Origin of the sequence: Streptomyces sp. NPDC007917, from assembly GCF_042959105.1 — a bacterium.
Taxonomy (GTDB): Bacteria; Actinomycetota; Actinomycetes; order Streptomycetales; family Streptomycetaceae; genus Streptomyces.
Genome location: NZ_JBIBKK010000033.1, coordinates 96572 through 121667 on the forward strand (window position 1 = coordinate 96572; position 25096 = coordinate 121667).

Annotated in this window: 14 protein-coding genes; 3 read left to right on the forward strand and 11 right to left on the reverse strand. The window is 69.3% G+C overall.

Features of this window, described 5'->3' with window-relative positions; genetic code table 11:
* Positions 1-790: 790 nt before the first annotated feature.
* The 11 genes from ACFZDL_RS40820 to ACFZDL_RS40870 form a co-directional block, all read right to left on the reverse strand.
* On the reverse strand, positions 791-1060 hold the full coding sequence (locus tag ACFZDL_RS40820; protein ID WP_353595484.1) for an acyl carrier protein: 270 nt from the start codon (positions 1058-1060) through the stop codon (positions 791-793).
* Positions 1061-1074: 14 nt separating this feature from the next.
* Entirely contained in the window at positions 1075-2700 is a 1626-nt protein-coding gene (locus ACFZDL_RS40825; protein WP_353595483.1) for an amino acid adenylation domain-containing protein, read from the reverse strand.
* Between the two features lie 88 nt (positions 2701-2788).
* Complete coding sequence (locus tag ACFZDL_RS40830) at positions 2789-4120, reverse strand: condensation domain-containing protein (protein ID WP_353595482.1); 1332 nt, start codon at positions 4118-4120, stop codon at positions 2789-2791.
* Between the two features lie 2 nt (positions 4121-4122).
* On the reverse strand, positions 4123-5754 hold the full coding sequence (locus ACFZDL_RS40835; RefSeq protein WP_353595481.1) for a condensation domain-containing protein: 1632 nt from the start codon (positions 5752-5754) through the stop codon (positions 4123-4125).
* A gap of 2 nt (positions 5755-5756) precedes the next feature.
* Positions 5757-6107, reverse strand: a complete 351-nt coding sequence (locus ACFZDL_RS40840; RefSeq protein WP_353595480.1) for a phosphopantetheine-binding protein — start codon at positions 6105-6107, stop codon at positions 5757-5759.
* Positions 6108-6132: 25 nt separating this feature from the next.
* The gene (locus ACFZDL_RS40845) at positions 6133-7926 is read right to left on the reverse strand and encodes an ABC transporter ATP-binding protein (RefSeq protein WP_353595479.1); all 1794 of its coding nucleotides are present in this window, start codon (positions 7924-7926) and stop codon (positions 6133-6135) included.
* Positions 7923-9683 (reverse strand): ABC transporter transmembrane domain-containing protein, encoded by a 1761-nt coding sequence (locus ACFZDL_RS40850; protein ID WP_391193865.1) that lies wholly within the window; start codon positions 9681-9683, stop codon positions 7923-7925. Before ACFZDL_RS40850 ends, ACFZDL_RS40845 begins: the two co-directional genes overlap by 4 nt.
* Before the next feature lie 59 nt (positions 9684-9742).
* Positions 9743-11188, reverse strand: coding sequence for a condensation domain-containing protein (locus tag ACFZDL_RS40855; RefSeq protein ID WP_353595477.1), 1446 nt, complete (start codon positions 11186-11188; stop codon positions 9743-9745).
* The gene (locus ACFZDL_RS40860) at positions 11185-11784 is read right to left on the reverse strand and encodes a thioesterase domain-containing protein (RefSeq protein ID WP_353595476.1); all 600 of its coding nucleotides are present in this window, start codon (positions 11782-11784) and stop codon (positions 11185-11187) included. Before ACFZDL_RS40860 ends, ACFZDL_RS40855 begins: the two co-directional genes overlap by 4 nt.
* A 14-nt stretch (positions 11785-11798) precedes the next feature.
* Positions 11799-12959: an acyl-CoA dehydrogenase family protein gene (locus tag ACFZDL_RS40865; protein ID WP_391193849.1), complete on the reverse strand. Its 1161-nt coding sequence runs from the start codon at positions 12957-12959 to the stop codon at positions 11799-11801.
* Positions 12956-13591, reverse strand: a complete 636-nt coding sequence (locus ACFZDL_RS40870; protein ID WP_353595475.1) for a pyridoxal-phosphate dependent enzyme — start codon at positions 13589-13591, stop codon at positions 12956-12958. The genes ACFZDL_RS40865 and ACFZDL_RS40870 overlap by 4 nt, the downstream gene beginning before the upstream one ends.
* A 1122-nt stretch (positions 13592-14713) precedes the next feature.
* Between ACFZDL_RS40870 and ACFZDL_RS40875 the strand changes: the two genes are divergently transcribed.
* The 3 genes from ACFZDL_RS40875 to ACFZDL_RS40885 all read left to right on the forward strand — a co-directional run.
* Positions 14714-17887 (forward strand): amino acid adenylation domain-containing protein, encoded by a 3174-nt coding sequence (locus ACFZDL_RS40875; protein WP_353595474.1) that lies wholly within the window; start codon positions 14714-14716, stop codon positions 17885-17887.
* Entirely contained in the window at positions 17880-22460 is a 4581-nt protein-coding gene (locus tag ACFZDL_RS40880) for an SDR family NAD(P)-dependent oxidoreductase (RefSeq protein WP_353595473.1), read from the forward strand. Before ACFZDL_RS40875 ends, ACFZDL_RS40880 begins: the two co-directional genes overlap by 8 nt.
* Positions 22457-25096: beta-ketoacyl synthase N-terminal-like domain-containing protein (locus ACFZDL_RS40885; protein WP_391193854.1), on the forward strand; the 2640-nt coding region annotated here is incomplete at its 3' end. The genes ACFZDL_RS40880 and ACFZDL_RS40885, both read left to right, overlap by 4 nt.

The following is a 25096-nucleotide window of genomic DNA, read 5'->3' on the forward strand; positions in this document are numbered from 1 at the left end:
GGACCGCTGTGCCGAGGCCAGGTATTTCCCGGTCCGCCCGAAGAAGGGATCGTTGGCGAGGCACAGCTCAACCTCCAGCCCCAGCCTCCGCAGTGTTGTCTGCGCGGTGGCCAGCGCCTGGTCACGCCAGCAGTCGGTCGCGATCGCGGATCCGTAGCGGACGCTCGTGTGCACGGGAAGGGAGCGCCGATGAAGAATCCGGCCGCCGGTCTGGTGACATAGCCCACCTCCGCCGCGACCTGACAGAGGTGGCGAGCGGCTGACCGGCAGTCGGCCAGTCCCGTTTTCCTTCAGGAACCCGATGTCCATGGCGAGTTCATCGGGAATTCGATGAAAAACCAACCGCCGTGCCTCGTCCGCCACGACATCGAACGGCGCATCGAAGTCGTGGATCCGCGTTGCCATGACCACTTGCGACACGATCTGCTCGTTTTTCGAGCGTGCCGATACTCCCAGCGCCGACGCCAAATGGTGGCTCAGCGAGAAATCACAGCCTCCCTCATGGCCGGGTTCCGGGCAGGGCAGAGAATCCGTCGTCTCGCAGCGCTCGTGCTCCAGGGTCTGCGCCTGCGCGAGGGGCCTCGTCCATCGGCGCACCGCTACCATCTGCGACGACGGCAGTCCCAGTGCCGCGGCCGTGTTATCCAAGTCGAGCGGATCGAATGCGACGTTCTCGCCCGCTCCCGTACAGGGAAGCCCCAGGTCGAGAAGCACAGCCATGACCACATCTCGTGCCGGGGCTTTCATCGGTTCCTCCTCACTTGGACGCGTTATCCGTCGGTCGTGCGAGTCAGGCCATCGACGAGGAGTCGCTGCCGCACAGTTCGGCCACCGTGTTCCACAGCATTTCCGGGGTGGTGAAGAGTCCTGGGTCCAGCACGTCGTCGGGGATGGATATTCCGTACGTCTCCTCAATTCCCAGTACCAGTTGCACCATGGCCAGGGAATCCAGTCCGTAGTCGGCGTTACGCAGGTCGGGCAGGAGCGGCTCATCGGGCTCCAGCAGTCGCAACGCCGCACGCATCAGGGCTTCGAACCGGGGGTCCCAGGGGGAATTCATGTCTGCCTCGCCTCTCATCGGGCAGCAAGTGCCCGGTAGTCGATCTTTCCGTTGCGCATCACGGGCATCTCCCGCAATCTCATCCAGTGCGCGGGCAGGACCAGCGCGAGTCTGCTGTCGATGAACTTCTGGAGCGACTTCGCCGACACCTCCTCGGCGGCCACATAGTGGATCCGCAGACGCTGGGTCTCCTGTCCCACCTCGGCGGTCACCGCGCAGTGCACCAGGGCCGGGTGCTGCCTCAGCACCGCTTCGATCTCGTCCAGTTCGATCCGCATGCCCCTGACTTTGACCTGCCGGTCCGCCCTGCCGAGGCAATAGGCGAGGCCGTCCTCGACGCGTGCCAGATCGCCGGTGCGGTAGAGCCGCAGCGTGGGGGAGCCGGGATCGATCTCGTCGTAGAAGAAGACGGGTGGGCGTCCGTCCTGGGCCTCGACGTATCCCCCGCCGACCGGCAGCCCCCCGACGAACAGTTCTCCTGTCTCGCCGGGGCGGGCCGGGCGCCAGCTCTCTCCCTGCTCGACCAGAACGTGGAGCGCCGTGTTCGCGATGGGCCGCCCCACGGGCAGCCGCGAACGCCGGGTGTCCTCCCGTCGCACTACATGCTGAGCCACGTCGTCGGAGCATTCGCTCATTCCGTAGGCGTTCATGAGGCGGGCGTTCGCAAAGGCGTCGAGCACACGGGCCGCGAGGCGCGGACGCAGCTCCTCCCCCGTCGCGATCATCCAGCGCAGCTCTGGGAGCGGGTCGCCATGTCCCCGGCGACGGAGATCCTCGACGACGAGATCGATCATGGTGGGGACCAACTGGGCGACGGTGACGCGGTGTTCGCCGAGGGCCCGCAGCAGGAGTCGGGGATGCGTCGTGTCGAAGTCGTCGATGACGGCCACCGTCGCACCCACGGTGAGCGCCGCGAGCATCTGCCAGATCGACACGACATACGTCGGCGGCGCGCTGAAGGCGACCACGTCGCCGGAGGTGAGCGCCAGGGCCTCGCCCATGTGCCGGAGGTGATTGATCATGCCGCGGTGTTCGACGACCGCGCCCTTGGGTGTTCCCGAACTGCCCGAGGTGTAGATGACGTACCGGGCCTGGTGGTCTGTCCAGCGGGGCGGGGTCCATGGCAGCGGTGACGGTTCGTGCCCGGCTGCCTCCGCGGTCCACAGCAGTTCGACCCGTGTGCCGGCCGCGGCCTTGAGCGGCGCGGGCGCGAAGTCCTGAGGCTCCGCCTCGGAGCCCTCCTCCTGCCCGGCCTCGTGCGTCAGCACGTACGCGCACCTGGTCTGGGCGAAGATCTGGGACAGACGCTCTGCCGGCCACCGGTGATCCACCGGGACATACGTGGCACCGAGGCTCTCCAGGGCCAGGAACGCGACCGGATGATCCAGGCTGCGTGGTCCCGACACCGCGACACGATCGCCCGGGGCACAGCCCCGCTCCAACAGGATCGCCCGCAATCGCACTACTTTGTCTCGGAGTTGGCCGTACGTCGTCCTTCCGCCGCTGCCGGCAAAGGCCACACGGTCGGGGTCGTGGTCGGCCAGCTCGTTCACGGTGTCGCAGACCGACGCCGGCCCCGGCACGCCGTCGCGCTGTGTCAGGGCGAGTCCGGCCGCCTCCGCGAGCGCGTGGGGAGACATGCCGAGTCCTGGCAGGGCGGATTCCGGTGCGGGTTCGGTTCCCAGATGCCTTGGGCGCATCGAGATGGATCTCCCCTCTCAGGTCTGCTCAGTCGAGGACCGTCTCCGAAAGCGACGTGGCGTACGCGTCGAGAAAGGCGTCGATGAAAGCGGGGCTGTAGCGGTTCGCGTCGTACCCGATCCCGCCGGTCAGTCCCGCTCGCGTCAGGTGGAGGCGGAACTTGATCCCGGGGGCCGCGACGCCCGGCCGTTCGCGTTCGTTCTCCTGCGCCTCGGCGTGCGGTTCGAGGACGGCGTCCCCGAGGAAGATCCGTTCGTCGGCACGCGGTTCCTGGTCGAAAATGAACATGACGTCGACGGAGGCCGGCGAGAATCCGGTCTCCCGCCAGATCCGCTGAGCACAGATCTCCTGATGCTCGTAGGCGTCGAGGAGGGCGGAACGGACCACGCGCACGAGCGGCCCGGGCCCGTCGTCCGGCGGCACGGAGACGGCGATTACCGCGAAATTCAGGACACAGCCGACGAGTTCCGCGACTTCGGGGGCGCCCCGGCGGTTGAACAGGGTGATCACCGCGACATCCGGCCGCTGGGCACAGCGGCCCAGCAGTCTCATGAAAGCGGCCAAGGCGATCATGTGCGGAGTCGCCCGGAACTTCTTGGCCGATGCCATCAGGGCGGTACCCACGTCCTCGGGCAAGGTGAATCTGCGGGTGCACCGTCTGTGCGGCGGGGGCACCTCTCCCGTCGGCAGGTCGCCGGGGATCCCGACAGGACGTACCTCGCGCAGCACCGGGCGCCAGTACGCGATCTCCGCGGCCGCCTTCGGCCCGCAGGCGACCCGCTGTTCCCGCGCGACCCAGTCGCGCATCTGCGGGGGCGGCGCGTCCACCGGTTCCGGGCCGCCGCGCAGCACACGCGCGTACTCCCGTGCCAGGTCCCGCCACTGAACGTCCACCGACCAGCCATCCGCGACCATGTGGTGGAGGGTCAGCGCGAGAACGAAGTCGTTCTCCGCCCGTCGCACGACACCGAGCTGCATCAGCGGGTCGCGCGCGAGGTCGAGGGGACGGCCGTGCTCGCGCGCCAACACCTCACGCAGGGCGGCGGGCCGCTCGGGCTCCGGTACGTCGCTGATGTCCTGTGTCCAGACGACCGGTTCCCGGGGGCGGCTGTGGATGATCTGGACCGGCTTGCCCGCCACCCTGCCGAAGTTGGTCCGCAGCGACTCGTGGCGCTGGGCGACCGCTCTGGCCGCCGCACCGAGCGCCTCCGCATCGAGCCTGCCGCGAAGGCTCATCGCCGTGGGCATCACCAGAGCGGGATCCGCCGAGAGCCGTTCACTGGCCCACCAGTGCCGTTGCAGGTCCGACATGGGGGCGAGGATGTCGGTGTCCGTGGCGATCGGGTCCAAGGCGGCCACCCCTATCGTTCCTGGGCCGGCTGTGCGGGCTGGGCCGCACAGACCTGCGCCATGTCGCCTATGACCGGGTGGTCGAAGATCTGCCGCACGGAGAGTTCGAGGCCGAGGGTCCGCTGGACCTTGATGGACAGATGTGCCGCCTGCAGTGATCCGCCGCCGAGTTCGAAGAAGTCGTCGTCCGTCCCGATCCGCGCCTCGGGCACGTAGAGGATCTCGGAGAGCAGTCCGATGAGCGCTCTCGCCGTTCCGGTCTCGGTGGGCCCGGACGCACCCCGGCCGCCGTCCGGCGCTTCCTCAGGACGGGCCAGGAGCCCGATCCCGAGATCGTCGAACTCGCCGACTCGGGCTTGCGGATCCGTGACGATCCGGTCGAGCACCAGGGGAAGGGCGGACGCCAGCTTCTCCATCACGGCTTGTTCGAACAGGCTGCCGGCATAGGTGAGCCTGGTGGTCAGTTCGCCGTCGTCGCAGGAGGCCGTCAGCGCCAGCGGGTAGTGCGGGGTGTTCTCGCCTCCGGGGGTGATCCGCAGGCCGTGGTCGCGCTGACGTGGCCGCCGGGGCGTTCCGGGGAAGTTCTGGAACGCGTATCCCGTGTCGCACAGTTCCCGCAGTCCGCACAGCCGCTGGATGGCGCCCAGCCCCATGAACTCGTGCCGCACGAGCCGGGCCTGCTCGCGCTGCAGGCGTCCGCACAGGTGCCCCACGGTCTCGGCGGGGTCGAGGCGGGCTCTCGCCGGTACCGTGTTCGCGAACATTCCGATCATGCGGTCGCTGCCGGGGAGTTCGGCGGGCCGGCCACCGACCGTCCTGCCGATGACGATGTCGTCGCTGTCGCGGAGCCGGCCCAGCACCATCGTCCAGGCCGTCTGGACGAGCGTGTTGAGCGTCAAGGAGCCCTCACGTGTCCAGGCACGCAGCCGCTCGGTGGCATGCCGGTCCATCCGGCGCTTCAGGTGGCGGGCGTCGAGCGCCGTGTTGCCGACCGCCCCGGGCGCCAGACGGCCGACGGGGCGGTAGCCCGACAGGTGCTCGCGCCAGGCCAGCTCGGCCGCCGCCCGGTCCTGTCCCGCCAGCCACGAGCCGTACGCCCGGTAGGGGTTGGGCAGGGCGGTCACTTCCGCGGGAGTGAGGGATTGGCCGTACGCGTCGACGACCTCCTCCAGCAGCAAGGCGCCCGACCAGCCGTCCAGGAGGATGTGATGGTACGTCAGGGCCAGCACATGGCGTTCGGTCCCGAGCCTGACCAGCACGCAGCGCAACAAGGGCGGCTTGGCGAGCTCGTGCCGACGGCGCTGCTCACCGGCGAGCAGCACAGCCAGCTCGCTCTCGCGCCGCTCCTCGGCCACCCCGGTGAGGTCCACGGTGGTCACCGTCTGCGGCGCGGCTCTGCCCACGACCTGCACGAGCTGTCCCGTGCCCGGGCGCATCCAGAACCCTGAACGCAGCGCGGGATGCCGGGCGAACACGGCCGTCGCCGCGTCGGCCAGCCGGTCGGGGTCGAGAGCCCCCTCGAACTCCAGGGTGTCCTGGAGCACGTAGGAGCCCTCCTCCCCCTCTCGGTACAGCCACTCGAAGTAGAGCCCCTCCTGGAGGGGAGTGACGGGGAGGACGTCCTCGATGTCGGAATGGGACACGGCTACCCCCTCATCTCCGCGGCGATGTCGTCGAGTTCCTCCTGGCTCGGCGGCGTCATGTCCGCGGAAGGCTCCACGGCCGCAGGGGGCCCGGCCGCCCGGTTTCCGGCGGCCCGCGCCACAGCGGCCAGCTGGCCCACCGTTCCGGACTCGAAGACGTCCTCGATGCCGATCTCCAAGCCGGCCTCGCGGGCCCGGGTGACCAGGCGCAGCGTGGTGACGCTGTCCCCGCCCAGGGCGATGAAGCTGTCGTCGGGCCCGACGGACGCGATGCCCAGGATCTCGGCGAACAGCCGTCGCAGCGTTTGTGCTTCGGCGGAGTCTTCCTCCGGTACGAGGTTTTCTGCGCCCATCAGCGGCTCCCATGCTGTCGACGGATCACGAGGAAGAGACACCCGCGGAACGGCCGTGCCACGAGTTCCAGAGGCCGGCATACGCTCCGCCCGCGGCCACGAGCTCGTCATGGCTGCCGAGTTCGGTGAGCCGGCCGTCCTCCATCACCGCTACGCGGTCGGCGTCCTGGGCGGTGTGGAGGCGGTGGGCGACGGCGATGACCGTCCGTCCGTCCAGCACCGCCGCCAGGGTGCGCTCCGTACGCCGCGCGCTGCGCGGGTCGAGCATCGCCGTCGCTTCGTCGAGGATCAGTGTGTGCGGGTCGGCCAGGAGCACCCGGGCCAGGCTCAGTTGTTGTGCCTGCGCTCCGTCGAGGTGGTGCCCGCCGTCGCCGAGTTCCGTGTCCAGGCCGTCGGGCAGATGCGCTGCCCAGTCGCAGCCGACCACCGCGAGCGCCTCGGCGAGTTCGGCGTCCGTCGCCGTGGGCGCCGCCATGGACAGGTTGTCACGCAGGGTCCCTATGAACACGTGCTGTTCCTGAGTGACCAGGACGACCTGGCGGCGCAGCAGCTCCGGCGGCAGCGCGGACAGCGAGACCCCGCCGACGCGCACCGACCCGCTGTCCGGCACGTCGATGCCGGCGAGGAGTCTGCTCAAGGTGCTCTTGCCCGCTCCGGACGGCCCCACCAGGACAAGCCGTTCACCGGGCCGTACGGTCAGGTCGACGTCCCGTACGACGTCGTGCGCACCGTCGTAGGAATAGCGCACGCGCGTCAGCTCGATACGGTCGTCGACCGGCTCCGCGCCGGGCGCCGTGGGGGCGGTCTGCCCCTGGGCGTCGAGCAGCACGCCGATGCCCTCCACGCGGGCGAACGAGGCCTCGCTGCGCTGCAGGAGTTCCAGCCACTGCAGGAGTGTGTCCAGCGGCTGGGAGAGCTGGCGCAGCCACAGGACGGAGGCGGTCAGCGCGCCGAGGCTGACCATGTCGTGCTCGTACAGCACTCCGCCGACCAGGAGGACGCCGACCACCGGGATGACGTAGGAGACGTCGACGGCCGGGAAGAGGACCGAGCGCAGGTGCAGCGTCCGCATGCGCGTCCGGTAGCAGGTGTCGATCCGTTCGAGGCAGAGCGCGATCTGCTGTTGTTCCAGCCCGAACGCCTCGATGGTGCGTGTTCCGGCAGCGGCACCGGACAGATGTTCGGCCAGGGCCGAATTGGCCTCCCCCTCCGCCAGATAGGCGGGGTGGGCACGGCGCAGGTACCAGCGCACGGCAACGGCGATCCCGGCGAAACCGACGACCCCGCAGACCCCGAGCAGCGGGCTGGCCAGGAAGACCACGCCGAGGATGAGCGGTACCTGGATCGAGGCGATGAAGACGTCCGGCCCGGCGTCACGCATGGCCGTTCCGACCGCACCGATGTCGGCGGTACCGCGGACCGCCAGGTCGCCGGTGCCGACCCGCTCCACCACGGGGACGGGGAGGGCGAGGATCCGGTCGACGAACCGCTCACGCACGCGGGCCAGTGTGCGTTCGCCGAAGCGATATCCCACCCGGCGCGCGTAGCGGACGAGGAGCAGCTGGGCGAGCGAGGAGGCCAGGATCAGCGCTGCCAGCCGGTCCACCGTGCCGACTCCCGCGCCACCGCGCACCTCGTCGATGATCCGGCCGAGAAGCCATGGCCCGACCAGGCCCGCTCCTACCGCCAGCGCGTTGAGGAGCACCATGGCGACGAAGGCCGTTCGGTCCTGGCGTACGAGTTCGGCGGCGGCACGCAGAATCCGCGGCCGGCCGGCTACGAGAGGTTCTCGGTCGGTTGAGGTCGCCGCGTGGTTCATCGCACGTTCTCCTGTGCCGTGTGGCCGGGAGCGTCGCTCCCGGCGTCGTCGGCAGGCTCGTCAAGACCCCGGGAGACGAGGCGCCGGTAGTCGGGGTGTGTGGCCAAGAGCCGGCTGTGGGGACCGGTGGCGGCCAGCCGCCCGTCGACGAGGAAGCAGACGACGTCCGCCCGGTCGAGCAGCAGCGGTGAGGTGGTGGTCACCACTGTCGTACGCCCTGCCCGGTGGGCGTACAGCCGTGCCGCGACGGCCGCCTCGGTGTGCGCATCGACCGCGGAGGTGGGCTCCAGGGCCATCAGCACCTCCGGTTCGGCGAGCAGCGCGCGTGCCAGCCGGACGCGCTGGCGCTGGCCTCCTGAGAGATTGCGTCCCCCTGCCTGGACGAGGGAGTCGTATCCGTCGGGAAGTCCCTGCACGATGTCGCGGGCCATCGCGGAGTCGACCGCGCGGTCCACACGGTCGGGATCCCGCTCCGAGCGACCGCGAACGACGTCGTACAACGTGCCGGGGAACAGGGCGGCCTCGTTCTCGGCGACCAGGATGCGTTCGCGGACCTGGCGCAGCGCGATCCGCGCCAGAGGGACACCGCCCCAGGTGGCGTCCGACTCGGCGAAGCGGCCGAGACGTTCCACCACGGCCACGGAGTCCGCGGAACGCGCGCTGACCAGAGCGGTGAACTGCCCGGGCCTCACCTCCACACCCGAGGCGGGATCGTGCAGTGCGGCGTCCTCCCCGGGGGCGTCGAGTCCGGCTTCGGGATCGGCCGTGTACGGTTCCAGGGCCAGGAAGCGGATGAGCCGACGCCCCGCCACCACGCCGTGGTTCAGGTCGTGCGCCCCCTCAATGAAGAATGACACCGGGACCACGAGCACCGCCGCATAGCCGTAGACCGAGACGAGTTCGCCCGCGCTGATGCTGCCCTCGGCGACCAGCCGCGCCGCCACCCACGTCACCGCGGCGAGGAACACGGCGGGCAGTCCGACGCCGAGCGCTTGGACCCAGCTGGTCATGGCACCGACGCGGTAGCCCTCGGCCTGCAACGTCCGCGAGTGGCTGCGGTAGCGCTCGGCGTAGACGTCCTTGCCCCCGATGCCCTTGAGTACGCGCAGCCCTTCCGTCATGTCGATCAGGCGGGAGGTGAGTCGCCCGGAGTGCTCCCGGTAGGTCGACTCCGCTCCTCGCAGCCGGCCCAGCAGCGGGCCGACCAGGACGACCAGTACCGGCACTCCGAGCAGGACGAGCACGGCCAGCAGCGGGGAGATGGTGAACAGCAGGACGGCTACGACGGCGTAGGCGACCACGGCGCCGAAGCCCGGGCCGGTGATGGTGAGGACATTCGCGATCTGCGCGATGTCGCCGAAGCCGATGGTGAACACCTCGCCCGACGAGACGCGTCGGGGCAGCATGGCGCCGAGCCGGGTGACGTGCTCCGTCACGATGCGCACGGAACGGAACGCCGCGTCCATGCGGATCCTTGTCATCGTGCGGTGCCGCATGATGGCGAACCAGGCGTTCAGCAGGCCGACGGCCAGTATGGCGCCGCTCCAGTTGACGAGTGCCGTGGTGTCACCGGCGGTCAGTCCGTCGTCGATGGCCCGTGAGAGCAGGTAGGGCGGCAGCATCAGCCCGACCATCCAGCTGCTGCCCAGCAGCGCACCGCCCGCCACCCGCTTCGACTGGCTGGCAACCAGCCACCACATGTACCGCAGTGGCCCGCGGATGTCCGGAGTTCCCGGATGCGCCGCGGGGTCGGTCAGAGCGCCGGCCGCACCGGCGGGACGGCCAAGTGGCCGGGCCTGCGCCTTCGTTTCGGTCCTCAACCTCGGTCTTCCCCCTCGATCGAAATCTGCGAATAATGCTTGCCGTTCGATCTACGCACGCCGGCCTCAGTGCTGGCGCCGGGGAGAGAGGAGACATTGACATGACGCGAAGCAAGCGGTGTGTCTGCGTCGACTTCTGACGGTTCAAGGCCCCCGATGTCGCGGCGCGGATCGAGTCGCAGTCCGCGCAGCGACTCGGGGGGATTTTCCGCCAGGGTCATCAGCCCGCCCTCGATCGAGGCGGCCAGGACCGCCGGCAGGTTGCCGGGCAGGAATTCGGTGCTGCCGCCCACGCCGATGAAGAGCCCGCTCTCCACCGCCACGGCGAGATGGAAGTTGGGGCCGATCCGTTGCTTGGACGTGCGCCAGGCGACGGTGGTCCGCGCGGGAGAGTCGGCCGACGGTTCGCCGTCGCCCTGACCGAGAAAGTTGTAATGGGAGGAGAAGTAGGTCGGGTCCGTCTCCTGGTGCCCGTCCTCGTTCAGCTCGTCCCTGAGGACGTCCACATCGAAACAGCCGTGCAGATAGGCGTTCATACAGGCGTGGTACGTGGTGCGCAGGAACATGTCCGGTGACATGTCGTCGTCGATCCGTATCGGCAGCGGGACGCATTGGTTCAGCGAACTCACCAGCGATGCCCATGGTTCGTGGAGCCGGTTCGCGGTCATGAGCCCCAGCGTGATCCGCTCACGCTGTTTGAGCCTGGCGAGTGCGAGGCTGCCCACGGCGAGCAGTATCGACTGAACCGACACGCCGGTGCGCCGCGAGACGGCCTGGGCGGCGCTCAGCCCTTCCCTGCTGTAGATCGTGGCGCGCCGGCGTGTGCTGGTGTCCCCGTGGTGCCGGTCCGCCGGCTCGAAGGAGCCCCAGTTGCGGGCCCAGTGGCTCGCGGCACGCGCGATCTCGGTGTCGGTTCGCTGGGAGAGCGCCAGGTCCACGGGGCTCACCTGCGGCCCCAGAACGTCTCCGTCGACGAGTCGGCGGAACTGGTGCAACAGGACGTGCAGGGCGCCGTTGTCCGCGGCGATGTGATGGATGACGGTGACCAGGTACAGCGGAATCCCCTGGTGTACCGCCACGAAGGCGCGCCAGGGCGGTCCTTCGTGAATGTCGACCGGCTCCGCCGCCCATTCGGCGGCCACCGCCCTCGTGGCCGCCTCGGTCGCTTCCGCCACTTCGACCGAAGGGACGGGAACCGCGTGAGGCGCGCGGACCACTTGAACAGGCCTGCCGTTGTCCGTGACATACGTGGTGCGCAACGACTCGTGCAGGGCGACCAGGCGCTGCCAGGCGTCCACGACGTGCACCACTTCGGCGCCCGGCGGCACGTCCCACAGACTCACCAGGTTCGCGACCGCCTGGCCGGTGGGTCCGTACGACTCCAGGGAGCGCAGTACGGACAGTTGGCCGCAGGTGACCGGGCCGGTCCGTTCGACGTTCACGAGATGCCTCCTCCGGCCAGGGCGCGGCTCATGGCCTCCAACACCCCCGTCTGCTGGGTGGTCAGGAAGAAATGCCCGCCCTCGAAGACCTGGACGTCGCACGGGCCCGTGGTGAGATCCGCCCACCCCTTGAGGTGCTCCACATCGACCCGTGGGTCCGCGCTGCCCCCGAACACCATCACAGGGCAGGTCAGTGGATCGCTCGGACGGTGGACGTAGCTGGTGAAGAGCGAAAGGTCGGCCCGGAAGCCCTGTTCGTCGCGCAGCCGGCGGCACAGCTCCCAGCAGATGATGGCTCCCATGCTGTGCCCGAAGAAGGCGAAGGGCCGGTCCAGGAAGGGGAGCAGTCCGGGAACGAGCGCTGTCATGAGCCCGTCGAGATCGTCGACCGGCTGGTCTAGGAAACGGTCCTCGCGGCCCGGGAGCTGGACCGCCAGCGCCTCGACTCCTTCCGGCAGCCCCGGCCCCCAGCCGCGGAAGACCGTGGCGCCGGCTCCCGCGTAGGGAAAGCAGAACAGGCGCGCCCGGGCCGGAGCGGTTCGGCCGGGTACCGGACGTAACCAGGTTCGGCCGTCCTGCCGGGGAAATGACTGCATGTGATGTTCCGTTCTCACAAGGACAAGGACGGAGCCGAACGAGCCCCGGAGACAGCGAACTGTCCAAGCAGGGTCTGCTGAATCTGTGTGGTGCCCTCGATGATCTCCATCACCTTGGCATCCCGGTAGTGCCGCTGTACGGGCGACTCTGCACCGATGCCCTGGGCACCGTGGATCTGTACCGCGTCGGAGGCGGCTCGCACGGCTACCGTCGAGGCCCGGTACTTCGCCATGAGGGTGTGGTGAGCGGCGTTGGTGTCGGCCCGCTCCTTGCTCACTCCGGCGTGGTGGCACAGCAGACGGGCAGCCGTGACATTCGTGAGCATGTCGGCGAGCAGCCGTTGTACGAGTTGGTGGTTCCTGATCTCGGTGCCGTACTGAGTGCGCTGTCCGCTGTATTCGACGCAGGCATCCAGGCATGCCTGGGTGAGGCCGACGGACCCCCACGCGGTGCTGTACCGGCCCAGGTCCAAGGCGCTGGACGCGACGAAGGCCAGACCGAGTCCCGGCCCGGCCACGAGATGGTCGACGGGGACGCGGCACTCGTCGAAGGTGAGGGTCCCCAGCATCGAGCCCCGGAGTCCGAGCAGCCCGTCGATGGGTTCCACCTTGAGACCTTCGGTGTCCTTCTCGACGAGAAACGCCGTGTGCCGCCCGTCGAACTGCGCGAAGACCAGGAACAGATCAGCGAGCTGGGCGAAGCTGATCCACTTCTTGGTGCCACTGAGCACGAACTCCTTGCCGGCCTCGACCGCGACCGTCTCGACCGCGGCGGCGTCGCTGCCCACATGCGGCTCGGTCAGAGCGAAGGCCGCGACGGTCTCGCCGGCCATGACGGACCGCAGCCAGCGCTCCTTCTGCTGTGGCGTCCCCCAGCGTTCGATCGAGTGCACGACCATGTCCTGGACGGCCACGAAGTTGCGTATCGACTGGCAGGCCCTCCCCAGCTCCTCGGACAGCAGCCCATAGTCCACCGGCCCCAGTCCGCGGCCGCCGGACGCCTCCGGGACCGATGCCCCGATGTACCCCTGTCCGGCCAGCGACGACACCACGTCACCGGAAATGGCCTGCTCCGTGTCGAAGCGATGTGCGTGCGGCATCAGCTCGCGTTCCACATAAGAGCGGAACAACCGGTGATTTTCTCTCTGTCCCGGGGTGAGATGGTTCAGCATCATAAGAGCGCCTCTGTGTTCCGTGCGCGACCGGTCAAGTTGGCCGGCACCACCTGCTCCGCCGAAATTCGCTGCTCCCTCGCCTCGACGCGGAGCGCGGCGATGGTCGCCGCAGCCGAATAGCAGACGTCCGCCCCCTCGATGTCCAGGAGCATCCTTCGAGCTTCCTCCATCCCCCGCCGGCTTACGGACAAAATGCTGCCCCCAGTGGCATGCGCGATGTCTCGCATATACGGGTAGCTCGCCCGTCCGTCCCCCGGCAGAATGGCTCGCGCGAGTCCTCTGGGGCGACTTATGACATCGCGGTCGGTGAGTTCGGCGCGCCCGCCCTGCCAGGCTTTCGCCATGGGGGCGCACGTGTCCTGCTGCATCATCAAAAAGCGAGGCATCGAGCTGATCCTGCCGGTGGCGAGGTACTCCTTCGCCCCCTTGTGAGCGGCCATCATCCCCATTCCGCTACTGATGGCCTGCACGATGACGTCCGGTTCTTGCGGCATGGTGTCGAACGCTTCCAAGTAGGCGATTTTCACTCCTTCTCTGCGCGCCCAGTTGAAGAACCCTCCCTCCCAGACGATCTCGCGTTCCGCGGCGAACTTCTGGGCCTCCCTCCTGGCATCCGAGTAGCCGCCAACCACCGTGTTCAGGGTTCGTGGCACCCGTCGGCCGCCGCGACTCGTCCTTCAACCACAGACGGGGCAACCCGATCGCCGCACCCAGCTCAGGCGCCGGCCGACAGGGAGTGCGGACACTCAGACCAGAATCCAGGAAGCCGGGCGCGACGACCGGCAGAAAGTCCAAATACGCAATCTCCGGCTGATCACTGTCCCTGAGACGTGCATTCTTCAGGTCAATACTGCGCTCCAAGGCGCCCAGGCATTCCGGACATCTATGTCTAAATTCCGACCCACATCGCCAACCACAACAAACGCACGTGAGGTGAAATTTCGACGACAGATCCGCACCGATACCCAAGGCATGCAACCGCACTTCCTGTTCGCCGCCTTCCTCCTCCGCTCAGCACCACAAATGTCTGCGCGGCGCTCACCAGCAGGGAGTCCGTTGGATTCTCGGAACTGCGCAATTAGGTTTGGAGCGGATAGAAGTCAAGATGGCAGAACTTCGCCAACGGCACCTCACAGAAGAGAGGTTGTTCGTGATCTCGTCGACAAGTCGTTCGAAGCGCTTCGACTCGGAATGCTTGCACGACACCGAACAGGAGTCAATGGATAGCTGGTGCTCTGACCGGAGAGGTTCGCCGGGGTGTCGGCTGGAACGGTTGGATAGGCGGCAACGTCCCTTCCGACCGTTGGAGCTTGGGACTTCTGCTACAACAATCCATCTGGCAGAATCAACAGGCCTCTGGATGCAGCCGCCCTCTATGCGAGTTCGGCTGAACAGCCGAACGTACGGGAAGGAGCTGCACGTTGGCAGTTGCCGGGCCTGCCGAAACCCCGAACACCCTTTGCTGACTGCGGCCCGGGGCCCAGTCCAGGCATACCTGCTCATCTGACACTGTTTGTCTTCAGCCTCCGAGCCGCATCGGCCGCGTCCCGTGGCCTCCAGGAGAAGACCCCCACCTCGATCGGGCCTCCGTGCCGCGCCCATGCGCGCGGCCGGGGACAGCACCGCAGCAGACCTCCACGGCGGAGCGGCGCCCAGCCGCGCCCCGCCGTGGGAAAGGCCAACTCCGCACTCGACCCCGCGAGGCAGCTTCACACATGACGCCCACGCCCTCACCACCGCCTGGATTACCGCCGATGTCCCCCGAGCACACCGGACAGTCCTTGTCACCCGTAGTCTTAGCCGCACGTCTCACGGGTGAGCTGGATCTCGAAGGTTTCGACACGGCCCTGCGCGCCGCGATGGACCGTCACCTGGCGCACGCGGCACGGCTCAGCACCGCCGACGGACGCCTTGCGCAGATTCCGGCGACCGACCGCAGGGTGGCACTGGCGCGTCATGATCTGAGAGGGCTCGGCGACGCGGCCCGGGCACAGCGTCTCGGCACGCTGACCGAGCAGACCCTGGCCGAACCCCTCGATCTCAGCGAGGGGCCACCGGCCCGCGGCCTGCTGATCCGCTGTGCCGAGGACGAGCTCAGAGTAGTGCTGGTCTTCCACCGGCTCGCTGCCGATCCCGCCTCGGCCGCACGCCTCCTGCAGGCAGCACTGCTCCCCGACGCGACGGCGGACAACGGCGCCGATCCCGCTGTCCGCGCTTCGGCCCGGTTGCCGGAGCCCCTCCCCCTCGGCACCGGCATCGACGATCCGCCGCCTTCGTGGCCGGGGAAGCCCCGGCCCGGGCCCACGGAACTCCCCCTGGACCGGCCCAGGCCCGCCGAGCGTGATCTGACCGCCGACGCGGTGCCGTTCGGGGTCTCCGCCGACACCACGGCAGGACTGCGCCGACTGGCGCGGGAGTGCGGTGGCAACCTCGCGCCGGTGACGCTCGCCCTGTATGTGGTGCTCCTGCACCGGTACGGCCAGTCCGCTCCGGTGGTCGACGTGACGGCGCCCGGCCGGCCCGGGCGGGAGGCCACGACGGTAAGCCGCTTCGAACAGATCGTGCCCGTCCCCTTCGAGGTGACCGGCGAGCAGAGCTTCCGGCAGTTGGTCCGGACGGTGGCGCGCGCCACGGCGGGGGCGTGCGAGAGCGTGGCGGCCGACCCGTGCGAAGGGCCGGCGGGCCCGCCCGGCACCGGCTCCTCGCCGCGCTGGCCGGCGTTCTCCCACCGCCGTGCCGCCCGCCTGTCCGCCCCGGCGGGGCTCACCTGTGAGGTCCTCCCCATCCACGACCGTCGCATCGCCGGGGACATCGCCCTGCGTCTGTCGGGCGAGGAGGACGGGCTGAACGGACACCTTCTGGTCGCGCGCGACGTCTTCGACGAGGGCACCGCGCGCCGGGCGGTCGCCCACTATCTGCGTCTGGCGGACGGCGCCGCCGCCGACCCCGACATGCCGGTGCGCTCCCTCCCCCTGCTGACCGCCGGGGAGGAGGAGACGATCAGGTCGTGGAACCGCAGCACGACCAAAGTGCCGGACCTGACGTTCCCGCAGGTGTTCGAGGCCTGGGTGGCGCGCAGCCCGGCTGCGCCGGCGGTCAGGGCCGAGGACGTGTGTCTCAGCTACGAGGAACTCAACAAGCGGGCCAATCAGTTGTTCTCGCTCCTCGACGAGCACGGGGTGGGACCCGAGACGACCGTCGGGCTCTGTCTGGAACGCGGTGCCGAGCTGGCCGTCGCGGTCCTCGGGGTCCTCAAGGCCGGCGGAACGTATGTACCGGTGGACCCCAACGACCCCCCGGCACGGCAGGAGGCCGTCCTCGACGACGCCGGTGCCCGGATCGTCGTGACGCATTCCGGCGGGTTGCCGCCGGGATCCGGCGACGGGCGGCACGTCGTCGAGCTCGACGGCGAGTGGACCGTGCTGGACGGACGCCCGGCGCACAACCCGCCGGCCGGACGGCAGCAGCCGTCGGGCGCCGCTTATCTGCTGTACACCTCCGGGTCCACCGGCCGCCCCAAAGGGGTGGTGATCGAGCACCGGCAGCTGATGAGCTACGTCTGCGCGGCCACCGAACGACTGAGGATCGAGGAGCCGCTCAGCTTCGCGATGGTTCAGCCGTTGACCGTGGACTCCAGTGTCACCTCTTTCGCGCTCCCCCTGTGCACCGGCGGGGAGGTACACATGATCACGCGCGAACGCGCCCTGGACGCCGACAAGTTCGCCGAGTGGTGCCGGCAATGGCCTGTCGACTGCCTGAAGATCGCCCCGTCCCATCTGCGGGCCCTGCAGGTCTCCGCGCACTTCACCGCGCTGCTGCCCCGGCGGCTCCTCGTCGTCGGCGGTGAGGCGTCCGAGTGGAGATGGCTGCGGGAGCTGCAACGACTGGCCCCCCATTGCAGGATCTTCAACCACTACGGTCCGACGGAGACGACCGTGGGCGTGCTGACGCTGGCCGTCTCCGATCACCCGGACGCCGAGTGGGCCACCGCCCCGATCGGGGTCCCCCTGCCCAATACCCAGGCCCATGTGGTCGACGGCACCGGCGGACCGGTGCCGTTCGGGGTCGCCGGGGAACTCCTCATCGGGGGCGGGAACGTCGGCCGCGGATACCATCGCGCGGACGACCTCACCGCCGCGTCCTTCGTCCCCGACACCCTCGGGGGACGACCCGGCAGCCGTCTGTACCGCACCGGCGACATCGTGCGGCGACTGCCCGACGGCATCATCGAGTTCCTCGGCCGCCGCGACGACCAGATCAAAATCCGCGGTTTACGCGTGGCGCTCGGCGAGATCGACGCCGCGCTCACCAGCTGCGCCGCGGTCCGGCAGGCGGTGACCGTCGTCAGGGAAGACCCTCCCGGGGACCGGCGGATCGTCTCCTACCTCGAGTGCGTCGAGGAATACCTCGGGCCGGGCGGCACCCCGTCACTCGACGTGGACACCGTGGAGCGGCATCTCAGGGACCGGCTGCCGCCGCACATGATGCCGCAGGCACTGGTGCCGCTGGCGAAGCTGCCGCTGTCCAAGCACGGCAAGGTCGACCGCCGGCAGCTGCCGCCTCCCCCCGCCCGGCCTGCGCCGTCCGCGCCCACCCCCGCGAGGAACAGGCTGGAACACAGCGTCCTGGAGGCCTGGCAGGGGATCTTCCCGAACGACGAGGTGGGAACGGAACAGAACTTCTTCGACCTCGGTGGCCACTCCTTGCTTCTCGTCGAGCTTCAGCACCGGCTACGGCAGACCACGGGCAAGGACATAGACCTGCTCGACCTGTTCCAGCACACCACCGTGCGCGCCCAGGCCGAGTTCTTCGCGCGGCGGCGAGAGCCCTCGGCCGCTCCTTCGGCCAGACGCGAGGAAGCGCAGCGCAACGCCCTCCTGAAACGCCGCCAACAACAGCTTCGAGCCAAGCGAGGCCAGCATGAGTGAGGACGTCTTCCAGTCCCCCGAGGATGCCGAGGACAGCCTGGACATCGCGGTCGTCGGCATGGCGGGCCGGTTCCCCGGCGCCGACACCGTAGAGGCCTACTGGAGCAACCTGCGGGCCGGCGTCTGCTCGGTCACCCGGTTCGACGACGACGAACTGTCCGCCCGTGGGGTCGACACGGACACCTTGCGCCACCCCGACTTCGTCAGGCACGGCTATGTGCTGGAGGGTGCCCGCACCTTCGACGCGACGTTCTTCGGCTACTCGCCGCGCGAGGCGGAACTCATGGATCCGCAGCACCGGGTCATGCTGGAGTGCGCCTGGGCGGCCATGGAGAGTTCCGGCCACGACCCCGGGCGGTACGAGGGTGCGATCGGGGTCTTCGCGGGCGCCGGGCACAACACCTACCAGCTCCACAACATCGCCACCCAGCCCCGTGCCGCCGAACTGCTGGGCGAGAAGCAGGTGGTGATCGGCAACCGCTCCGACTACCTGAGCAGCCGGATCTCCTACAAGCTCGGTCTGGAAGGTCCGAGCGTCAACGTCCAGTCGGCCTGCTCGACATCGCTCGTCGCCGTCGCCGAGGCGTGCCAGTCGCTGCTCGCCTACCAGTGCGACATGGCCCTCGCCGGTGGCGTCGCGGTCGACGACACACGGCGCAACGGCTACCTCTACCGCCCGGACGGCATGCTCTCCCCGGACGGATACTGCCGTACGTTCGACGCACGGGCCCAGGGCACGATCGGCGGCGACGGCGTCGGGATGGTCGTCCTGAAACGTCTCAAGGACGCGATCGCCGACAACGACCACATCCACGCGGTGATCAAGGGGAGCGCCGTGAACAACGACGGCGCCAGAAGGGCCGGATTCAGCGCGCCGAGCGCTCTCGCCCAGTCCGACGCCATCCTCACCGCGCTGGCCGACGCGGATGTCGAACCGGAGACGATCGGGTACGTCGAACTCCACGGCACGGCCACCCCCCTCGGCGACCCCATCGAGTACCAGGCGCTCGCGGCGGTGTTCGACGGGGTCCCCACCGGCACCTGTGCGGTGGGGTCGGTGAAGACCAACATCGGGCATCTCGACTCCGCAGCGGGTGTCGCGGGGTTGATCAAGGCGGTACTTGCGGTCGAACACGGTCAGATACCCCCGTCGCTGCACTACGAGACCCCGAACCAGCGGATCGACCTGGAAGCCGGCCCGTTCTACGTCAACACCGAACTGATCCCGTGGCCGCGGCGGGACGGCCCACGCCGGGCCGGGGTCAGTTCCTTCGGGCTCGGCGGCACCAACGCCCATGTCGTCCTGGAGCAGGCTCCGCCGCCCCGTCCGCCCGCCGACGAGGCCGACAACGGCGCCGAGCACCTGCTCGTCTGGTCCGCGAAGAGCGCGGAGGCGCTGGAGTCGGCCACCGATCTGCTCCACGACCACCTGCGCACCCACCCCGAACACTCCTTGGCCGAAATCGCGTTCACCCTCAGGGAGGGCCGCAAGCACTTCCCCCATCGGCGGATGCTGGTGAGCACGAGCAGGCAGGACGCCCTCGACGCCCTTGCCGCCCGTGACGACGGCCGACTCCTGACCGCCGTGGCCCCCGCTCTTCCGGACCGCCCGGTGGCCTTCGTGATCGCCGGGTTCGGCGGTCAGTTCCCCGGCATGGCCCGCGAACTCCACGAGCGGGAAGCCGTGTTCCGGGCGGCGCTCGACCGGTGCGCGCACCTCCTCGATCCCCTGCTCGGCCAGGACATCCGCCCGTCGCTCCTCGATGACTCCGCACCACCGGGGGCGGCCGCCGGGCGGCCGGCGGGCGATCTGCGCGGCCTTCTGCAACAGCCCGAGCTCAGCGAGCACCCGCTGGACCAGCCTCTGCTCGGCTATCCGGCGGTGTTCGCCCTGGAGTACGCCCTGACCGAGCTCTGGGCGCATTGGGGTGTCGTACCCGATGCCATGATCGGCCACAGCCTCGGCGAGTACGTCGCGGCGTGCGTCGCCGGCGTCTTCTCCCTCCCCGACGCCCTGCGCCTCGTGGTGGAACGCGCGCGTCTGATCATGCGGCAGCCCGAGGGGGCGATGCTCGCCGTGCCGCTGAACGAGGACGCCGTGGCCCGCTACACGGACGACGAGGTGTGCGTCGCCGCGGTCAACGGCTATCGCACCTGTGTGCTTTCCGGCACGGTGCCGGGCATCGAGCGCGTCAACGCCGAACTGGCCGCGGAGGGCATCGTGTCCCGCCGTCTGCCCACCCGGTTCGCCTTCCACTCCCCGCTGATGGACGCCGCGGTCGAGCCCTACCGGGAAGTGGTCCGCTCGGTACGGCTGAACCGTCCGGCCACACCGTTCGTGTCCGGCCTGACCGGCACCTGGATCACCGACGAGGAGGCCACCAGCCCCGACTACTGGGCACGCCACATGCGGCGCACCGTTCGTTTCGCCGACGGCATCGCGGCGATCTGGTCCGTACCGGACGTCGCCGTCGTCGAAGTCGGCTCCGCTCCCGCGCACACCTCGGACGTCCTCCGGCATCCGGCTGCCGCGACATCCGCCGACCGGGTGGTGATCCCCTCGTTGCCGAGGGCGCTGCACGGGGAGAGTGATCGCGCGTCACTGCTCAGCGCCGCGGGACGGCTCTGGCTCGCCGGCCGCCGGCACCCGTTCCCGCCCTCCCCGTCGGCCAGGCGCGTTCCCCTGCCCACCTACCCCTTCGAACGCCGGACCTACTGGCTGGAACCCGGCTCCCGAAAGGCCGTTGACGACACCGCGCGGCAACGGCACGGCTCCTTGCCCCAGTGGTTCTACGGCCAGTCCTGGCACCGGCTCCCTGCCGCTGCCCCGGCCGCCGAAGGGGACCTCGCGGCCCAGCGGTGGCTGATCTTCGTGGACGGCGCCGGTGTCGGTCGCGGTCTCGCGGCCCGGCTGCGGGAACTCGGTGCGAGCGTCCGCTCGGTGGCCGCCGGTGGTGAGTGGAGCGACAGCGGCGACGGCGAGTACGTTCTCGATCCCGCGCAGGCCTCCCATTTCACCAAGCTGGCCGCGGCTCTGCGCGCCCAGGACGGTATCCCGGAACGCGTCGTCCACTGCTGGAGCGTCGGGGACGACGCGCACCGCGCGGTGGAACCCGGTGACGTCCAGAGCCTGCTGCGGCGCGCCTTCGACAGCCTGGTCCACTGGGCCCAGGCCACGGAGACGGAACTGATGGCGGTGGCCCAGCGCTGGGACGTAGTGTCCACCGAGGTGCACTCGGTCGTGGGCGACGAGGAACTCTGCCCGCCCAAGGCCGCGGCCCTGGGTGTCTGCAAGGTCCTGGCGCAGGAGTACCCGTCGCTCGACTGCGTCCACCTGGACCTGCGCCTGGACGGCGCGCGAGATCCCGCGGCCGTGGCCGGACACCTGCTGGGCGAATTGGCCCGGCCGGCCGCCGACCGCGTCCTCGCCCTGCGCGGACGCCACTGCTGGCGGCCCGCGTACCTCACGACGCCGCTTGCCCCCCGTACGGCCTCGCCGGTCAGGAAGGACGGGGTGTACCTGATCACCGGCGGCCTGGGCAAGATCGGCCTGGTCGTGGCGCGTGCCCTCGCCGAGCGCGACCGCGTGAGGCTGGTCCTGCTCGGCAGGACGGGACTGCCGCCCAGGGAAACCTGGGACGACGAGCACCATCCGGCAGCCGTCAGGGACGCGATCCGTGCGGTGCGCGCGGTGGAGGAACTCGGCTCCCGGGTGATGGTGGTCTCCGCCGACGTCACCGACCCGGTGGCCATGATGCAGGCCAAGCAACGGATTCTTGAGGAGTTCGGCCCCGTCAACGGGGTCGTCCACTGCGCCGGAACCACCGGGTCGGCCGCGCACCGGGCCGTCTCCGAACTGGGCCCCGAGGAGAGCCTGTGGCACTTCGGCCCGAAGCTCTACGGCACTCAGGTCCTGCACGAGGTGCTCCAGGACCAGCAGTTGGACATCGCGATCATCTGCTCGTCCATCGCCGCGCTGCTCGGCGGGCTGGGTTTCGCCGCCTACGCCGGGGCCAATGCCGCCCTGGACGCGTTCGCCCAGCTGCGTCATGGCCCGGGCCGGCCCTGGACGAGTGTCGACTGGGAGGCCTGGTTCTTCTCCGATGACCGGGACCGCACCGAACTGGGGGCTACGGTAAGGGAGTTGGCCTTGACTCCGGACGAAGGCCGCCAGGTCTTCGACGCCCTACTCGACGCCGTGCCGCAGCCCCAGGTCATCGTCTCCACCGGTGATCTCCACCGGCGCCACGCGTTGTGGTCGGCGCCCGTGGCGGACGCCCCCGCCACGAGGGTCCGCCGGCATGAACGCCCCAATCTCCGCAACCCCTTCGTCGCACCGGTCAGTGCGACGGAATGCCGGATAGCGGAGATCTGGCAGGAGACCCTCGGCGTCGAGAGCGTCGGGGTGCACGACAACTTCTTCGAACTCGGGGGGAGTTCGCTGCTGGGTCTCCAGGTCGTACACCGGCTGCGGCAGGACCTGGGCGCGTCCGTGCCGCTGACCATCGTCTACGAGGGGCCGACCGTGCGCACACTCAGCGCCCTGGTCGACGGTGGCAGGGAGGAAGGATGAAGGGCCTCGACGGCGGTGTGGCGATCGTCGGGATGGCGGGGCGCTTCCCCGGCGCCGCGGACCTGGACGAGTACTGGCGCAACCTGCGCGACGGCGTCGAGTCGATCGTCACCCTGACCGACGAGGAACTCACCGCGGCGGGAGTACCACCGGAAACCTTCAACCGACCCGACTTCGTCAAGGCCGGACCACGCTTCCAGGACGCCGGCCTCTTCGACGCCGAGTTCTTCGGATACACCGCCCGCGAAGCCCAGCTCATGGACCCCCAGCACCGCCTCTTCCTGGAGACCGCCTGGCAGGCACTGGAGAACGCCGGCTACGACTCCGCACAGTACGACGGCACCATCGGCGTCTACGCCGGCGCCGGAACGAACCGGTACGTACAGCGTGTCTACGCTCGGCACGACCTCGCGGAGACGGTGGGCCTCACCCAGATCCTCCTCGGCAACGAACTGGGGTTTCTCGCCACCCGGGTGTCCTACAAGCTGGGGCTGACAGGACCCAGTGTCTCCCTGCGCACCGCGTGTTCGACGTCGCTGGTCGCCGTGCACACCGCCTGCCGGAGCCTGGCGGCCGGCGACTGCGACATGGCGCTGTCGGGCGGCGTCCATGTCGATCCGGCTCAGGGGGCTGGTTATCTCCATCAGGAGGGTTCGTTCCTCTCCCCGGACGGCCATGTCCGCCCGTTCGACGCGGAAGCGCGCGGGACGGTCTTCGGCAGCGGTGTGGGGGTGGTCGTGCTGAAGCGGCTGGAGGACGCCCTCGCCGACGGGGACACCATCCACGCCGTCATCAAGGGCTCGGCCGTGAACAACGACGGGGCCATCAAGGTCGGGTTCACCGCTCCCAGCGTGTCGGGGCAGGCCGAGGCCATCGGCGCGGCCCTCGCGGACGCCGGTCTCACGCCGGAAGACATCGGATACGTGGAGGCGCACGGCACAGGGACGTCGTTGGGAGATCCGATCGAGGTTCAGGCGTTGGAGCGGGCGTTCGGCGGACGAGGCAACTGCGTCCTGGGCACCGTCAAGGGAAACATCGGACACCTCGACGCCGCAGCAGGCATCGCCGGCCTCATCAAAACCGTCCTCGCCCTCAAACACCACCTCCTGCCCCCCACTCTCAACCACCACACCCCCAACCCCGACACCAACCTCCACCACACCCCCTTCCACATCACCACCACCCCCACCCCCTGGCCACCCACCACCACACCACGCCGAGCCGGCATCAGCGCCTTCGGCTTCGGCGGCACCAACGCCCACCTCATCATCGAAGAACCACCCCCCACCCCCACCATCCCCGACACCTCCGACGCCCCCGACACCCCTGACATCCCCCACACACTCATCCTCTCCGCCCGCACCCCCCAAGCCCTCGAACAAGCCACAGACAACCTCGCCCACCACCTCCGCACCCACCAACCCAACCTCACCCACACCGCCTACACCCTCGCCCACGGCCGCCACGCCTTCCCCCACCGCCGCACCGTCACCGGCACCACCCCCGACACCATCGCCACCGCCCTCGAAACCCGCGACCCCCACCACACCACCACCCACCACACCCCCTACGACACACCACCCCTTGTCTTCCTCTACACCGGCCAAGGCTCCCAACACCCCCACATGGCCCACGGCCTCTACCAACACCACCCCGCCTTCCGCCACGCCATCGACGAATGCACCACCCACCTCACCCCCCACATCCACACCGACATCCGCGACATCCTCTGGAACAACAACCACACCCACCTCCTCAACCAAACCCAATGGGCCCAACCCGCCCTCTTCACCCTCCAATACGCCCTCACCCAACTCTGGAAACACTGGGGCATCACCCCCCACACCCTCATCGGCCACAGCCTCGGCGAATGGACCGCCGCCACCACCGCCGGCATCTTCACCCTCCCCGACGCCCTCTCCCTCATCACCCTCCGCGCCCGCCTCATGCAAAACCAACCCCCCGGCACCATGCTCCACGTCCTCGCCGACCGCGACAGCATCCAAGCCGCCCTCCCCCCACACACCTCCCTCGCCGCCCACAACGGCCCCCACGACTGCGTCATCTCCGGCCCACCCCACGCCATCCACCAATTCACCACCCACGCCCACCAACGCGGCTGGACCACCCACACCCTCAACACCCACCACGCCTTCCACTCCCCCCTCATGGACCCCATCCTCGACGAATTCACCACCGCCGTCGCCAACACCCCCAAAACACCCCCCACCACCCCCCTCATCTCCAACACCACCGGCCAACCCCTCACCCCCCAACAAGCCACCGACCCCCACTACTGGGCCCAACACATCCGCACCACCGTCGAATTCGCCACCAGCATCACCACCACCCACCAACACCCCGCCACCACCTACCTCGAAATCGGCCCCGGACACACCCTCACCAACCTCACCCGACGCACCCTCACCACCACCCACCACACCAAACCCCACACCCACACCTCACTCCCCCACCCCCACACCAACCACACCCCCACCCACCACATCCACAAAACCCTCCACCACCTCTGGCTCCACGGCACCACCCCCAACTGGACCACCTACCACCCCCCACACACCCACCACCACACCCCCCTCCCCACCCACCCCCTCAACCCCAAACACCACTGGATCGAC

Excerpts from the sequence above, each read along its gene's own strand:
- ACFZDL_RS40875 (WP_353595474.1), top strand. The coding sequence starts at position 14,714 with ATGTCCCCCGAGCACACCGGACAGTCCTTGTCACCCGTAGTCTTAGCC.
- ACFZDL_RS40825 (WP_353595483.1), bottom strand. The coding sequence starts at position 2,700 with ATGTCTCCCCACGCGCTCGCGGAGGCGGCCGGACTCGCCCTGACACAG.
- ACFZDL_RS40845 (WP_353595479.1), bottom strand. The coding sequence starts at position 7,926 with ATGAACCACGCGGCGACCTCAACCGACCGAGAACCTCTCGTAGCCGGC.
- ACFZDL_RS40840 (WP_353595480.1), bottom strand. The coding sequence starts at position 6,107 with ATGGGCGCAGAAAACCTCGTACCGGAGGAAGACTCCGCCGAAGCACAA.
- ACFZDL_RS40865 (WP_391193849.1), bottom strand. The coding sequence starts at position 12,959 with ATGATGCTGAACCATCTCACCCCGGGACAGAGAGAAAATCACCGGTTG.
- ACFZDL_RS40820 (WP_353595484.1), bottom strand. The coding sequence starts at position 1,060 with ATGAATTCCCCCTGGGACCCCCGGTTCGAAGCCCTGATGCGTGCGGCG.
- ACFZDL_RS40880 (WP_353595473.1), top strand. The coding sequence starts at position 17,880 with ATGAGTGAGGACGTCTTCCAGTCCCCCGAGGATGCCGAGGACAGCCTG.
- ACFZDL_RS40860 (WP_353595476.1), bottom strand. The coding sequence starts at position 11,784 with ATGCAGTCATTTCCCCGGCAGGACGGCCGAACCTGGTTACGTCCGGTA.